The sequence below is a fragment of the Burkholderia multivorans ATCC BAA-247 genome, from assembly GCF_000959525.1.
Lineage (GTDB): Bacteria > Pseudomonadota > Gammaproteobacteria > Burkholderiales > Burkholderiaceae > Burkholderia > Burkholderia multivorans.
Map to the genome: position 1 here is coordinate 2,320,558 of NZ_CP009832.1, position 12,860 is coordinate 2,333,417.

Here is a 12,860-nt window from a genome sequence, read left to right on the forward strand (position 1 = left end):
CGCCTCAGAACAGTCCGACAGGCCGCGCCGCATCATCCCAGCTGAAGATGATCAGTTCGTTGCGCTCGACACCCTTCCCGCCTCCAACCGTATACTGGATCGGCACGCTCTCGACGTGAAAACCAGCGAACACGCGCCGGATTTCCGGATGGTCGTTGAGGCTTACGATCGCGCGCCCCTTCATTGAACACAGGCGCTGCGCCATCTTCTCGTACTCCGCAAACGGAAATGCGACGCCGTACCCTTCCGTCTCGTAATACGGCGGGTCCAAATAAAACAGCGTATGCGGCCGATCGTACCGGTCAATGCAGGCGGCCCAATCTAGCCGCTCCACGAACGTGTTCGCGAGCCGCAGATGCGCCGCCGACAGCTCCTCCTCGATGCGCAGTAGATTCAGGCCGGGCGGCGTAGTCGTCGCCGTCCCAAACGTCTGCCCTTCGAGCTTTGCCCCAAAGCAACTTTTCTGCAGATAGTAGAACCGGGCTGCGCGCTGGATATCGGTGAGCGTTTCCGGGACCGTTTGTTTGAGCCATTCGAACACTTGCCGGCTCGTCAGCGCCCATTTGAACTGACGCACAAACTCCTCCAGGTGATGCTGCACGACGCGGTACAGGTTGATCAGCTCGCCGTTGATGTCGTTGATCACTTCAACCTTTGCCGGAGGACGCAGGAAGTACAGCGCAGCGCCACCCGCGAACACCTCCACGTAGCAGTCGTGCGCCGGAAAACGCGGGATGATGTGGTCTGCCAGACGGCGCTTGCCGCCGATCCAAGGAATGATAGGATTTGCCATTGTGAAAGCCGTTTTTAAACTTGGTGTAGAATCCGGCCCGCCTACCGGTAGGTAGCAGGGCCTTGGCTGATTCACTGGCTTGGACAGTGGAAAGGCGACCGTGAAGCGTGTTGCAGCACGCCCACGGTCGCCCTGTTTCTCTCGAGGCTGCTGGGCCTCGATTGCCGCGCTACTGCGACAGATTGGATTGCGGGTCGCTGATCAACGCGTCATAACTGCGCTCGCACTGCTGGCCGGCGATGCCGCGTTCGTCAGCGATCTTCGCCAGATCTCCCGCGCGCTCGTCAGCCCGGCCGAACAGGTCGGCAAGCAGATCGAGGGCGTCTCCGGTTGCCGGGCTTCCGGCCGCAGCGCCGGCACGTCGAGTGTCGGCAACGAGTGCGGCGACCTGCTTGCGCAGGCCGTCAGCAACACCATCGGCAACAGCAGCATCAGCGCGTGCCTGATCACGTTCTTTCGCAGCATCGGTTGCGATCCCCTGTTGAGCCGCCAGCTGGCGGCTATATTCATCACGTTCAGCCCGCAGACCATCGATCTGCTTGGCCTGATCGGCGACCTTGGCGGATTGGTCCGCATCACGGTGCCCCTTGAAGTACCCGCACGCCGAACCGGCGATGACGCCGGCCACGACGAGCAGCCAGATACGCGGATCGATCCACGTCATGCGACCACCTCCCCGCCGGCCGCGCGGTACGCGGCCAGCAAATGCTCGATCTGGTTTTCATGTTGGCCGTACCCGGCCCCCGGCAGACTGGCCCATACGTTCGAAACCTTCGCCACCGCCTCGCGGAACCGGCCGGCGTCGATCAACGGCAGCGCACCGTGCTCGCGCAGCTGCTGCAGTGCATACCGGTCCTGCGAGATCGGACCGAAGTCCGGCAGCTTCATCTGCGCCTGATAGATCCGCCACCAGCGCGCGAGGATCTGATAGCGCCCGGCGGCCGTCGACGGCACCGGGATCTGCCGGTTGAGCATGTTCGGATGCGCCGCATAGCCGGAAAACAGCAGCGGGCGAGACGGCGTCGAGCCGACAAGGACGTTGTAGCCGTCGTCCGACTTCGCCAGCAGATCGGAGCCGATCTCGCTCGCGGCGATCATGTCGAGAAACGCGACGCGATTCCGGCCGCCTGCAGCGGTAACAGTGATACGCGCCATCGTCACTTCTCCCCGAACAGTCGCTTCGCGTTCCGACGCAGCAGCACCTCGAGGTACTGCGAGCCGATGATGCCGAGCGCACTGCCAAGACCGAGCAGCGCGATCGGCGGCAGATCCGGGATTTGCAACAGCGCCAAGCCGGCGACCATCGACGTCGCCGAACCCAATACCGCTCTGCCGGCGACCAGCCGGAACGTCAGCTGCTCGCTGCCGACCAGCACCTTCGCGATACCAATCAGTCCGCCCATGATGATCAGCTCCAGAATGGTTTTCTCGTGGTCCTGCATTCCACCCCCGCAATAAAAGAAAAAGCCGCCCGAGTTGCCCCGAGGCGGCTGCCAGAAATTGATGCACGTGCGTGTTACTTCGGCGGCGACGGTACGACCAGGTCGACTTTCTTCGTCGGCTTCTTGCGATGGCCGACCTTCGCCTTGCCCTTGTTGCCGGCGTTCAGCACCACCGACGTCTCCCACCCGTTACCGGCATAGGTGTGTCGAACGGAATCGACCAGAAAATCCCCATCCGCCTCCTGCTTGAAACCGGACAGCTTCACAGTCTTCTCGGCTGATATGTCCGTACGCCCCTTCATTCGCAGTACGCTGCGCGCGGTGTGCCGGTTCAGCTTCTCAAGACGCGACTTCGCGGCGCTCTTCGCGGCCTCCGGACTGGCGAACGCATGGCGCTCGGTGTGCACGGCGGCGGCGCCGGGCGGAGCGTCGGGATTCGGGATCGTCAGGTCGATCTTCTTCCCCGTTTTCTTGTCGTGCACCTTCGTCCGTACAGCAACGAAGCTCGCACGATCAGGAAACGAGATCTCGTAGTCCGTCAGATCGTCCGGCGTCAGGGTGATGGCAGGCAACGGCTTGCCGCTGGCGCTCTTACCGCCGCCGATCGGCCCGACGATCAGCTTGCCCGCCTTCACCGTCGCCGTCGCGCCATACTGCCGCGCGATGCGCGTGATGAAATGCAGGTCGCTCTCGCCGAACTGATCGGCGCGCGGCACGGCCGCGTCGACCGAACACGCGGCGACCCATTTGTTGCGACGCGCGACGTCGCCGACGATGTCGGCCAGCTTCACGTTCGTCCAGCTGCCGTTGCGCTGCGTCTTCGACGTCGCCCGCATGTTGGCCGGTCGACCGCGGATAACCAGCGTCGCCGGCGGCCCACGCAGCACGATCTCGTCCACCGCATACTCGCCGAGCATCGTCAGCCCTTGCCCTTCCCATCCGAGCGAGATCTTCAACGTCGCGCCCTTCGGCGGAAACCGCACCTTGCCGTCGCGGTCGTCCAGCTCGATCTCGCACTCGTCCGCCTCAAGGCCCGGCTTGTCGGTCGTCTGGATCCGCAACACGCGGTCCTGAATCACACGCGTGATGTCGTCGCCGTTCGCGACGACCTGAAAAATTGCTCGCATCGCCCCTCCCTCACGACCAGAGCTGAATCGGTTCGTCGCGCGGCGTGTCGAGATCCGGCATCGTGATCAACACGCCGGATCGAAACGGCTGCGGCTCGCGCGCGAGACCGGGATTGGCTTCGTACACCGCCTCGACGGTGCCCTTCAACGTCCCGTAGTGGGCGTAGCAGAGGGTGTCGAGGATGTCCCCGTCAGAGGTTCGCAAAATCTTCGCCATAGCGGCCGAACTCCAGACTGTAGGTTTGCTTGCGCGGCGCACCGTCGGACATCAGCGCCTCCTGCTCTTCATCGACGCTGTGCAGATACCAGCGCCCGAGCACGTCGCCCGTGCCGGCCGTGAGCTGCACCGGCTTCAACTTCGCGCCGATCGCGCGCAGCGCCTCCAGCTGGCGGAAGCCGGCACCGAGCGACGGAAACACGACGCCCGACAGCGTGATCGTGTCGCCGCCCTGACTCACCGGCTGCTGCGCTTCCTCGCGATTCAAGCGCTCCTGCGACGCAATCTTGAAGCGCGTCGAGCGCCGCAGCTTGTCGTACGCCGCCGTCGACAGCCCGAAGTGAAACGCGTCCCCGTCATCGGTCGACAGCGTCAGCAGATGAGGGGTAGACGACGTCGCGCTGTCGAACAGGCCGGAGAAGATGGAGCTCAGCCCCGTCGTCTGTGCGAACGACTGCAATGCGCCCATCGTCTGCTCGCCGACCAGTGCGGTGAACTGCGTTTTCGCGTCACCCAACGCGCCCATGACGGACTGCGCAGCCGACTGGATCAACGGATGATTGACACCGCCGACCATCTTCAGCACGCCGCTGACGGCCGCACCGGTTGCCGAGAAACTGCGCATTACCGTACCGATCTGCGGACTGAGGTCGCCGGCCACCGACAGCAGACTCGTCGCACCGCGCAGCAGGTCCGCGGCCGACGTGAGGTTGCCCGTCGCGAGCTTCGTCAACGTGTCGACGGTGTTCTGGCTCGCACTGCGATTCCGATCGAACACGCGCACCACGTGCCGAACGCGTTCCGACGCAATACTGGCCTGCGTCGCCGCCTGCGTCACACTGGAAATGAAGTCCATCTACCACCCCTTACAGATGCGGTGCATCGAACATCGCCGACCGGTTGCTCTTGTCGAGCGTCTCGGTCATCGTCCGCTGAATCAGCGGGTTGATGCGGGCGAGCAGCTTGTCCGCGATCTCGGCGTCCGAACTGCCCTCGACCTTGATGTGGAACACCGGAGCGAACGAGTTTTGTTGCTCGACCTTGAAGGGACGCGACTGCGGCGAATCCGCGCCCGACGCGACCTTTGCAGCGGCCTTCGCTGCGTCACTGTCGTCCGCCTTCGGCCCGGTCGCCCATCGCGCGATCGCGCCAAGTAACTTTCCGCCGGCGAACGTACCGACTGCACCGCCAAGCACCCCGCCGATCGCGGCACCGATCGGGCCGCCGAGCATGCCGATACCCGCACCGAGCTTCGCTCCAACGACGCCACCGGCGAGCGAGCCGCCGATGCTGGCGTACCCTTCCGCCTTCCTCGCGATCGGCTGGTCGCTGCGTGCGACCGCGTATGCGTCCTTCGCCGCGAACGCGATCTTCAGGACGCTGCCGGCGATCGCGAGCTTCCCCGCGTACGGTGCAATGCGGCCGGCGACCGTACGAAACGCGCCGATGACGCGCCCGAGTCGTCCGCTCGACGCGCGACCAGCTGTCGAGCCGCCGCCGGCAAGGTCGCCGAGCAGATCGCCCGCTGCGCCGGCGATGCCGCCACCGAGACCGCCGCCCGGCAGGTTCACGACGAATACGCGTTGCACGCCCCCGGCCGCACCGCTCAACGCGTCGAGCGCCTTGCCAAGCCGTCCGCCGGCAGTGCCGCCACCAGGTGCACCACCACCGCCACGTCGAGCCATCCAGCCGCCGCGCAGAATGTCGAATACGCCGCGCCCCATGTTCCAAGCAGCACGTGCGCCACGAACGGCAATCGCCGTGCCGATGACGCCGACGACCGCCGCGGTCGCTCCTGGGGCTGCATCGGATGCGTGCTGCACAGTTTCGCCCGCGCGCTTCGCGACCTTGCCGGCGCGATCCGTCACCGGCCGCAGCGCATCGCCGATACTGCGCATCGCGTCGTCCCACTGCTGGACAACCTCGCTCCAGATCTGCTTCGACGTTGCCCGCCGATCAGCCAGATCCTTGTCGATCTCGCCGCTCGCATCTGCCGCGTTGCGCTTAAGCTTCTGATACAGATCGGCGTTCTGCATGTAGGCGGTGAGCGCCGCCTTGACCTGCATGTCGTTGAACAGGTCGCCGGTCTTCATCGTGTCCTCGAAGGCCCGCATCTGCGCCTGACGCTTGGCGGGATCCAGCTCGCTGTTGAGCTGCTTCGCCACCGCTGCCAGCTGCGCCGCCTTCTTCGGATCGACACGCTCGATGTAGGCCCGCGCGAGAACGAACGACGCCTCCAGCGGCGACCATCCCTTGTTGATCGCCTCCTTCATCTTCGCTTCGTAGTCGACGCCGGCCTTCTTGTAGTTGCGCTCGGTCTCGCCCGACCCGATCTTCGAAAACCAGTTCTTCAGGTTATTCGCCGCCTCGTCTGCGTTGCCGGCAGTCTTCATCTGGACCTGCAGCATTGCGCCGAGCTGCGTCACCGAATCCTGCCCCGTGATGCCGAGCTTCTTCATTTCGGCCAACAGCACCGGGAACCATCGGGCCATGTCGACCGATTCGAACGAGCCCTCCTTGCCGAGATACGCGATCGCCTCGAGCGCCTTCATCATCGCCTTGGGATCCTTGATGTCAGCGTTCTGCTGCAGCGCCTGAATCATCTGCGCAGTCTCGACGCTGGACGCTCCCTGACCTACCGAGAATTTCGTGACGGCCGGGCCGAAGTTCAGCGCCCGGTCGACGTCCATCCCGGCCGCAACCATCTGGTTGACCGCATCGGCCAGCTCGTTGCGCCCCATACCGTTCGACAATGCGTCACGACGGATGCGCTCGGACATCGCGCGCTCCTGCTCCGTGCGCGCGATGCCGGCCTTGATCGCGATGTCGCGGATGATCGCCTGATACTGCGCCGACACCGTGGTCGGCACCGCGACGGCCGCACCGAGCTTCACGGCGTCGCGGGCTGCATCACGCATGCCGTCGCGGCCGGCAGCCAGACGTTCATGCCCGGCGGCTTTCAGCTCGAGCCCGCGCACGGTGCGCCCGAGTCTCGCGTACGCGCGATCGAGGCGATCGACCTCGAAGCCGGCGTCACGCAGTGCACGAACGTTGCTGTCCAGCTTGCGCCGGATTCCGTCCGCGGCGCTGTCGCCCGCCAGATGCAGCCGGCGAAACTCCTCCTGCAGCCTGATCGTCTCGCCAATCTGCCGCTGCCACATGCCGCGCTCGCTCGCTGCCTTGCGCAGCCCAACGATCTTCGAGTTCGTGTCGGCGAACGCCTTTCCGAGCGTTGCCGACACGGCACCGCCGATGACGATGCCAAGTGCAATATCGCGTGCCATGTCAGTCCTCGCTCAATCAGTCAGCCACCACAACACGTCGTCGATCGTCATGTCGTCAACCGACTGCGGCTGCACCCCGTACTCCTTCATCAGCCGGCGAGCCAGCGCCTTCACTGTTTCGATTGGCAGCCGGACGAACGGATCGAAAGGATTCGTACGCACGCTGCATAGCGTCGTAATCGACCATGTCCATTCCTTCGATGTCGTCGGGTGCGACGTCGGCCAGCGTCGCGAACAGCACGATCTCGCGCAGCTCGTCGTCGCCCTGCGCCTGCTTGCTCGCCGCGCGCATGTCGCGAACCTTCGGGCGGCGCATCACCAGTTCGTCGCGCACGACGCCGTCGAACGCCACGGGATACTTCAGTTTGATCTTCACGGTTTCCACTCAGCACCTCGGAAATGACAAAAGGGGCGGTCAACGGGCCGCCCCTCGGGTTATCGAAAAGTTGCTTTGGCCGGCCGCGGCGTTCACATGCCGAGCGCCTTACGCACGTCGGCGAGCTGATCGACGCCGTCGATGACGCGGATCATGTTGAGCACGTCGATCTCGAAGATCACTGCGCCGTCGATCTCGGCCTTGTAGTACGACAGATCGGCCGTGTACTTCAGCTCCGACGTCGAGCCCGGCTTCCAGCTGCCCGGATCGTATTCGGACAGCATGCCGCGCATGATGAGCGCGACCGACTTCACCTTGCCTCGCGTGTCGCGAAATGCACCGCGAAAGGTGGCGTTGAACGCGCTGTTGTCGGCCAGCCCGAAGAACTTCAGCACGTCACGCTCGACACTCCCCATGGTGAACGCCGCCTGCAGCCCCTCCATACCTTGGTCGACCTTGACAGGCGCGTCCATGCCGCCCGCGCGATAGTCCTCCGTCTTGATCTTCAGCTTCGGCGGACTGACCTCGGGCGCGCGGCCGGCAAAGCCGCGCCCGTCGACGTACAGCGCCATGTTGTTCAGAGTTTCCGGAACCATGCGTCACCTCTTACGATTGCGTGTCGAGAACTTCCGTCAGCCACTCGTTCGTGACCTCGAAGCGGAAGATCGGGTTTTCTGCGGGCGGAACGTCCGTGAATCGGATGTTCCAGTACACCTTGCCCTGCTCGAGCTGCGACGCCGAATTGAGCTTCGGGTCCGGGTACACCTCGAAGTTGATCACCGCGCCCTGATTGCGCAGATCGCGCATGAACGCCCGCAGTCCTTCGGTGACGTCCTGCACGTACGTTGCCGTAATGCCGCGATCGACCGCCCACTTATGGCCGGCCTGTACGGCGTCCATCACGATGTCGAGCGTGCGCACGCGGGTCACGAACGACCACTTCGGATCGGCCGACAACGTGCGGTTGCCCCACAGGCGATACCCGCCGTCGCGGATGATCGTCGTGATAAACGAGTTGTTCAGCAGGTTCGCGCGGCAGGTCTCGTCGCCGTCGAGGAATTCGATCGGCCGCTTCGTGCCGCTGATGCCGACGATTTCCTTGTTCGATGGCGATGCCCAGAAGCCGATCGCCGCGTCGGTCTGGCAGAACAGGCCCGCCGCATACGCCGATGCCGGCGCGTCGACGTCCGCGTTCTTCGCCGTGTCCCAGTACCGCACGCCGGGATCGACCAGATACAGACGCTTGCTGCCGAAGTTCTTCGCGTACTGGATCGCATCCTCGTCGGTGTTGTTCGGCCCGTCGATGATCGCGATCGCGCGCAGCTTGGCGGCAAGTTCATCGGCCGCTGTCGCGACCGGCTGCTTGGCGGTATGGCCGGGCGCGATCAGCAACCGCGGCTTCAGGTCGAACAGCGATTTGCCGTCGAGCAGCGCCTGCATGCCGGTGCGCGCACCGCCCGCGGACACGCCACCGATAATCGCGGACGTCAGTTCAGCATCGGTCTGATCGGCCGGAACGCCGACAGCCACCATGACCGTCTTGCTCTGCTTGTAGATGCCCTGAATCGCGCGCGTAATCGGGCTGGCCTCACCAAACGCGGCGACCGCGTCATACTCACTGGTGATGCGTACCGGCACGTTCGGCGCGACGAGGTCCGGGCCGGGCGTGTAGGTGTCCACGATGCCGACGACCGATGTCGACGGGACTGCGATCGTGCGTGGCCCGGTATCGACCAGCACGGTCGTGACGCCGTGATAGAAAGAAGTAGCAGCCATTCAGGTCTCCGAGAAAGCTACAAAAAAGGCCGCTCGACGAGCGGCCTGACAGTGCATAAACGTGGTAGCGCAGTCGATTCATCACTGCGCCTGCGTTGCGAACGGTGGAGGCGCCGGTAGCGCCACGTTCGGCCAGCCGGGCAACTCGCTGGAATCGCGAAGGGATTGCCGATACCGCAGCAGCAAGGCGAATTGGTCGGCGGTCAGTGTTGTCCCGTCACCCAGCAATTTTTCGTCTTGATGGCGAGAGACAAGCCAATCGGTCGCACGCAAAGCAGCATCGCGGGCTACGCGCATCGCGGCCGCCAACTGCTCGCGGGTTTGCTTCGGCGGATCGATCAGAATGGGTTTTTGCGCGTCATCGATCGCCATCGTCTTTCCGGCAGCCATTCCCGCGATGAGCATACGGTGTTGCTCCGGCGTTATCTCGACGAAGCTGAGACCGTCCGGTCGCGACTCATCGTCGAAAAAGGACTGAATTCGACGCTGCTCGTCGTAACCTGCATAAATTCGCGCCATCGTCATTTCCCCAGAACTCGCCAGTAAACGATCCAGCCCGGCTGCGTCATACCGCTGTCGTTGAACACCTTGAACCGCACGCCGTCCTGCGTGAGCGATCCATTCAGGAGAATAACCATCGCCGCACCACCTCCGGCGTGGTTCGCCACCGCGTTGAGCGCTGCGTTCGGAAAGCGCTTCGGAAATACGATTGTGACCTCTCCGTTTGCGTCGGTTGCTGCGATTCCCCACTTTTCGATCAGGCCACCGGGCAGTCGCTGACTTCCATTCACGTCCAGCGTCGCGTCGAAGGAGAAACTCCACTGCAACGCGGCTGACCCGCCCATGACTTCCCAATTGCTCGGCGCGTATGCCGAGATCGCAAGGCTATCGCCGGGACCTACCACGATCGACGTTACGGTGCCCCCCAAAGCCGAAAACCTGTCGCTTCCCGCCGTCTGAATCGTCACGGAATAAGCCGATGCGTTGTAGAAGCGCATCCCCACTCCGGACGGGAAGGTTTTAACGGCGGGGAGCACCTGTGTGAACGCGCTCGAGTTGCCATACAAGACAACGTCAGCGCCCGCATGCGTGATGTCCATGGCGACCGGAGCGCTGATAGTCTTCATACTCGACGCACTCCCGAGTGCCCGCTGTACCGCAGCCATCGTCGCCAGCCTCGAGCTGCTGTCGAACTGTGGCGGCGTCGGAGCTTTCGGTGCGCCACTGAATTCGGGCGAATCAAGTGCCGCCTTAAGCGCGAGTGCATTCGTGATCGTCGTCGCAAAATTCGGATCGTTGCCGAGCGCCTTCGCTAGCTCACTGAGCGTATCGAGCGTTTCGGGTGACTGGGCAACGAGCGCGGCCAACTTCTCGGCCAGATCCGCATGCGTCGCATACTGCGGATGCGGGTCGGCCGCCGCCACGTGTGCGTCAAAGTCACTTTGCCCCGCCTCGAGGACCTTTTTCAGATAGCGCGTGCGGTTCGCGAGTTGCTTTGCTTGCAGGTTGTCGATACCGTCCGGACCGGCCTCCACGCGGTCGGAAGTTTCGAGCTGATAGATCCCGTCTTCCCATCGCTCGATCTCAACAAGGTTAGTCATGTTGTAATGCTCCCTCTCGTATATTGGCCATCCCGTCGTGCCACGCCGTTATGTCGGATCGCCACGGCGGCGTAGTCGAGTGCGGCGAGCTTGCTGCGTGCGGGCGCATAGCGCTCGATCGCCTGCCAAAGCTTGTCGGCCTGATCACGTGTAATCAGCACGCCGAGTTTCACGATGTACTCGGCCCATGCGCTAGCTTTCCCATGCAGCTGCTCGCCGTTACGCAGGATTGATCCGTCACGCCGACGGCCACTGCGGCCTTCGATGATCTCGACCTCGCCGAACCCGAGCCGCCGGATCACTTCGCGCACCGCCCACGGTGTGCCTTTCTTCCGGTGCAGCGCCATCGAGCTCTTCACAAGCGCTCGCCGCGCATCTTCGGATTCAGCCAGCTCCCAACCGTCAACGGCGAGCCCCCATGCCAGCCACGGCAGCCATGCTGTCGGGCAACGATCCGCGTCCCCCAACGTCCGCAGGATCTCGGGATCGACGCTTGGTCGCATCACGCGAGCGAGCGCCGCCTCGAGCGGCGTCTGATTCGATGGCAGAAGTGGCTCACGCATCGTCGGTCCTCACCTCGAGGTTGATCGCCGTGCAATGTGCGAACTCTCGCGGGCCACACACGACGTCGACGCTGGGCGATCGCAACTCAATGCGTACGACGCCGCTATCCGGCGCGTGCAGTGCCCCATCGATCGCCGTTCGCGGCATACCGGCACGCAGCCGGCGCGACTTTGTTATGACGCGGTCGAGCACCTTTCGCCGGGCATCGAGCACGATGTTCGGATCCGGGCCGCTACCGACGTAGATGACCGCGTCAATTGCATACTCGATCTTGATCGCCGGCTCCACCAGCACCGTGTCATTGAGCGGCCGGACCGTCTCCGGCGAAACCTTCGCGCGAACCAGCTCGAGCAACGCCTGATCCGGGACACCATCGCCGCGCGCGGACATGATCGTGAGTCGCACCGTGCCCGCTTCAGGCCGATCGACAGCGACGTCGAGGATGTCCGCCGACGCATCCATCGCAAGTGAACGATATGCCCCGGACGGACCCGCAACCGTTGCCCGCTCCAGCGACATCTGTGCGCGCAGCTTCAACCGGTCGTCCGATTCCATGCGGCGCTCGATCGGTGGATTTGCCTCCGGATCACCGGGATCGACCACCGCCCGCTCGGTATCCAAAAGCACCGCCAGATGCTCCAGGTCAGCGCCAGTCGAAAACGCGAGCATCACCGCACGGGCGGCGTCATTGATCCGCGCACGCGCACGGATCTCGTCATAAGCCGCCAGCTCGATCAGCTTGACGACCGGATCCGACTTCAGCGCCGCAGTCCAGTCGGGATAGATCGATTTGAAATACTCCAGCTTCATTTGGAACGCGGCCTCGAAGTCGAGTACTTCGACGAGGTCCGGCGGATCCAGTGAAGCGAGATCGATAACGGTCATGTTGGCACCTCGATTTCGACGGCCGTGCCGTCGTATTCGCCTCGGATGAGGAAAGTTGGTTTGCCATCAATGATCGACAGCACCTTGACCTGAGCCAGCTTGATTCGCGGCTCCCATCGACCGATCGCACGCGCGGCCTCCGCCTGCGCGGCCGATATCCAACCTCGCGTGACCGGCAGGTCGACCATCAACGGCAGGTCCGAGCCGTACTCGGGCAGTTCCCGTCGCGTTCCCTTACGCGTGCCGAGGATGTCGCCGAGGCTCTGCTTCAAGTGCGCGATGCCGGTGATCGGCGCACCGGTCCATCGGTCCATGCCGACGAGTGCACCGGACCGGCTCATCCGCGCTCCTCGATCCGTTTGAAGTCGGGATGCGTGTCGAGGTATTCGATCTGGGCGGCGTTTTTTGCGACCACCTCACCGCAAAATACGCGAAGCAAATCGCCGTTCGGAAACACGATTACGCGGCTCCGAAACACGTTGTCGAGGTAGGTGACCGATGCAGTAACGGTATGCACTATATTTTCTTTAGGCATAATAGTCCCACGTAGATAGAGGTCCCGCACATCGCGGAAAGATAAGGTTTTTAACCCGGACGCACATTCACAAGCAGACATCATTCAACACCAATACCCTAAAATTCGATTATGTACAAAATATCCACCACGCGACGAAAATCCAGACTTTCACTTATCGATCGACCATCACCGCCGTCCATCATAGGTCGCATCGACGTTTTCTTCAGACACCCCACAATAGTTGTCGCGGTCGGATTTTTTCTTTCAGGAATAGTTGG

At 63.3% G+C, this 12,860-nt stretch carries 17 protein-coding genes; all 17 read right to left on the minus strand.

Features of this window, described 5'->3' with window-relative positions; genetic code table 11:
- Positions 1-4: 4 nt before the first annotated feature.
- The 17 genes from NP80_RS23155 to NP80_RS23235 all read right to left on the minus strand — a co-directional run bounded on the left by NP80_RS23155 (position 5) and on the right by NP80_RS23235 (position 12,582).
- Positions 5-793 (minus strand): DNA adenine methylase, encoded by a 789-nt coding sequence (locus NP80_RS23155; protein WP_006408937.1) that lies wholly within the window; start codon positions 791-793, stop codon positions 5-7.
- A gap of 169 nt (positions 794-962) precedes the next feature.
- Positions 963-1,457 (minus strand): DUF2514 family protein, encoded by a 495-nt coding sequence (locus NP80_RS23160; protein WP_006408940.1) that lies wholly within the window; start codon positions 1,455-1,457, stop codon positions 963-965.
- Entirely contained in the window at positions 1,454-1,948 is a 495-nt protein-coding gene (locus NP80_RS23165) for a glycoside hydrolase family 24 protein (RefSeq protein WP_006408919.1), read from the minus strand. Before NP80_RS23165 ends, NP80_RS23160 begins: the two co-directional genes overlap by 4 nt.
- A 2-nt stretch (positions 1,949-1,950) precedes the next feature.
- A complete protein-coding gene (locus NP80_RS23170) occupies positions 1,951-2,235 on the minus strand; it encodes a phage holin family protein (protein WP_006408930.1) in 285 nt (94 codons plus the stop codon).
- 74 nt (positions 2,236-2,309) lie between these two features.
- A complete protein-coding gene (locus NP80_RS23175) occupies positions 2,310-3,362 on the minus strand; it encodes a phage late control D family protein (RefSeq protein ID WP_006408933.1) in 1,053 nt (350 codons plus the stop codon).
- A 10-nt stretch (positions 3,363-3,372) separates the two neighbouring features.
- Entirely contained in the window at positions 3,373-3,579 is a 207-nt protein-coding gene (locus NP80_RS23180) for a tail protein X (protein ID WP_006411293.1), read from the minus strand.
- Positions 3,554-4,435 (minus strand): phage tail protein, encoded by an 882-nt coding sequence (locus NP80_RS23185; RefSeq protein WP_006411280.1) that lies wholly within the window; start codon positions 4,433-4,435, stop codon positions 3,554-3,556. The genes NP80_RS23180 and NP80_RS23185 overlap by 26 nt, the downstream gene beginning before the upstream one ends.
- Before the next feature lie 10 nt (positions 4,436-4,445).
- Positions 4,446-6,863, minus strand: coding sequence for a phage tail tape measure protein (locus NP80_RS23190; RefSeq protein ID WP_045594166.1), 2,418 nt, complete (start codon positions 6,861-6,863; stop codon positions 4,446-4,448).
- A 55-nt stretch (positions 6,864-6,918) separates the two neighbouring features.
- The gene (locus tag NP80_RS23195) at positions 6,919-7,248 is read right to left on the minus strand and encodes a phage tail assembly protein (RefSeq protein WP_006411973.1); all 330 of its coding nucleotides are present in this window, start codon (positions 7,246-7,248) and stop codon (positions 6,919-6,921) included.
- A gap of 83 nt (positions 7,249-7,331) precedes the next feature.
- Entirely contained in the window at positions 7,332-7,835 is a 504-nt protein-coding gene (locus NP80_RS23200; RefSeq protein WP_006411294.1) for a phage major tail tube protein, read from the minus strand.
- A gap of 10 nt (positions 7,836-7,845) precedes the next feature.
- Positions 7,846-9,015: a phage tail sheath subtilisin-like domain-containing protein gene (locus NP80_RS23205; RefSeq protein WP_045594168.1), complete on the minus strand. Its 1,170-nt coding sequence runs from the start codon at positions 9,013-9,015 to the stop codon at positions 7,846-7,848.
- Positions 9,016-9,096: 81 nt separating this feature from the next.
- Complete coding sequence (locus NP80_RS23210; protein ID WP_226823084.1) at positions 9,097-9,534, minus strand: tail fiber assembly protein; 438 nt, start codon at positions 9,532-9,534, stop codon at positions 9,097-9,099.
- A 2-nt stretch (positions 9,535-9,536) separates the two neighbouring features.
- On the minus strand, positions 9,537-10,616 hold the full coding sequence (locus tag NP80_RS23215; protein WP_006408978.1) for a gp53-like domain-containing protein: 1,080 nt from the start codon (positions 10,614-10,616) through the stop codon (positions 9,537-9,539).
- Positions 10,613-11,179 carry a phage tail protein I gene (locus NP80_RS23220; protein ID WP_006408981.1) on the minus strand — a complete coding sequence of 189 codons (567 nt, stop codon included), beginning with the start codon at positions 11,177-11,179 and terminating at the stop codon, positions 10,613-10,615. Before NP80_RS23220 ends, NP80_RS23215 begins: the two co-directional genes overlap by 4 nt.
- On the minus strand, positions 11,172-12,065 hold the full coding sequence (locus NP80_RS23225; protein ID WP_006408983.1) for a baseplate assembly protein: 894 nt from the start codon (positions 12,063-12,065) through the stop codon (positions 11,172-11,174). Before NP80_RS23225 ends, NP80_RS23220 begins: the two co-directional genes overlap by 8 nt.
- Positions 12,062-12,406: a GPW/gp25 family protein gene (locus NP80_RS23230; protein ID WP_006408979.1), complete on the minus strand. Its 345-nt coding sequence runs from the start codon at positions 12,404-12,406 to the stop codon at positions 12,062-12,064. Before NP80_RS23230 ends, NP80_RS23225 begins: the two co-directional genes overlap by 4 nt.
- Positions 12,403-12,582, minus strand: a complete 180-nt coding sequence (locus tag NP80_RS23235) for a hypothetical protein (RefSeq protein WP_006408988.1) — start codon at positions 12,580-12,582, stop codon at positions 12,403-12,405. Before NP80_RS23235 ends, NP80_RS23230 begins: the two co-directional genes overlap by 4 nt.
- Positions 12,583-12,860 lie beyond the last annotated feature (278 nt).